Here is a 1,603-nt window from a genome sequence, read left to right as displayed (position 1 = left end):
AGTCGCCGACCAGGACGGTGTCGTTGACCTCGCCGTAGTGGAAGTCGTACTCGGAGTAGACGTTGGCGTTCACGTTCGCGACGAAGAAGTGGTTGCCACGCTGCACCATCAGCGTGTCGCCCTTACCGGGGACCGCCGGAACAGCCGCGATGGGGGCGGTGTCCTCGGGGTCGACGAAGTCGCCGTCCGGCGGGAGGGTGCCGTCGACACCCGGCACCGCCGGGGTCCCCGCCACGGCTGGCGTGCGAACGCCGTTCCAGTTGCCGACAAGGACCTTGTCGTTCGGGTCGCCGTACCAGAAGTCGGACTCGGAGTAGCCGGTGGTGATCGAGTTCCGCACGAAGTAGTGGTTGCCACGACGCACGGCCAGCGAGTCGACGCCGTCGCCGTTCCAGTCCCCGACCAGCACCGTGTCGCCCTTGTCGCCGAAGAGGGCCATGGTGCCCTCCGAGCCACGGAGGATGAAGCCGTTGCCGCGACGGACGATCGCCTCGTCACCCGGGGTGGCGGCGACGAAGTTGCCGAAGTAGACCTCGTCGTTGGCCTCGCCGTAGGCGAAGGCGTAGGCGGCCATGCCGTTGATGTTGCCGGCGCCGGAGAGGTAGTAGCCGTTGCCCGAGCCACCCACCGGGGCGCCCTGCGCCGCAGCCGGGGTGATGGCGGTGGCGAGGATGCCGGCCGAGAGGCCGGCGGTCAGGAAGCCGACCGCCAGCGCGCGCTTGTTGCTCAAGGAAGAACCTCCATCGATCACGACCCGTGTTGGGCGACTGGCAGAAAGTTAGCAGTCAGCGAGTCTGGGCACGGGCGTTCATTGGGCACATGTGTTCGTGTCGCCACCGATCGCGGGCGGTAGTTGTGCACCGCGGGCACCTGTCACACGATCGGCCGGCGAGCCTCCACAAAGACCCTCCTGAACAACTGGCAGTCATCAAGCACCTGCACCAGACACGCCGGGTAGACGACCGTCCACTCACCCTCCAGGTCACCGCCGACCGTGCAGGCATGCCGACACACTGATTTCCTCGTCAGATCCCCATGCACCACAGTCGCCCCATTTGTTGCAGCGCAGGCGCTGGATCGACCGTGACGGACATCGCGACGCTCACCGGGTGGCCCTGCAACGTCACCGTCGGCACACCGCGGACCACGTCGACACTCATGCGACCTGCCCGTGCGAGCTACACGGACGTCCCGGACGTCACCTCGGCCGGCGCGAGCTGGCTATCCGGTCGATCTCTGGGCAGGCGCCGGTCAGGATGGCCCCGACCCGACGCGGAGATCGCCCGACGAGCACACCCGCCCCGAGGACCAGCGCCGCCGGCGTGCGGACCAGGCCCCAGTGGCACGTGCCGCCTCGGCAGCTCGACGCCGGGCCGGTGCCGCACGGGTTGGGAAAAGGCCGTGCCTTGCGTCGAACTCGGCCAACCGTCCCCTCCGCCGCACCGGGGAACGTCCGCGTGCCCGACCATCGCCCAGTTGCCGGTAATGACTGAGCCCCTGCTCGGACCCGGGTGGGTCCGAGCAGGGGCTCGGTCGTTCAGTGCTGCGGTGCCGGGGTCATCCCCGCGGGGTGCCCGGCGGCGTCACCCAGAGGGTCAGCCGA

2 protein-coding genes are annotated in these 1,603 nt (G+C 68.9%); both read right to left on the bottom strand.

Going from position 1 to position 1,603, the window contains the following annotated elements; all coding sequences use genetic code 11:
• Positions 1-730: hypothetical protein (locus HK417_RS24250; RefSeq protein ID WP_222273266.1), on the bottom strand; the 730-nt coding region annotated here is incomplete at its 3' end.
• Between the two features lie 295 nt (positions 731-1,025).
• A complete protein-coding gene (locus HK417_RS25995) occupies positions 1,026-1,160 on the bottom strand; it encodes a hypothetical protein (protein ID WP_261327702.1) in 135 nt (44 codons plus the stop codon).
• Positions 1,161-1,603 lie beyond the last annotated feature (443 nt).

Origin of the sequence: Modestobacter marinus (assembly GCF_019799945.1) — a bacterium.
In the GTDB taxonomy this organism is placed as follows: Bacteria; Actinomycetota; Actinomycetes; order Mycobacteriales; family Geodermatophilaceae; genus Modestobacter; species Modestobacter marinus_B.
Note: the sequence above shows the minus strand (reverse complement) of the source record. Positions and strands in the feature narration are given on the sequence as shown.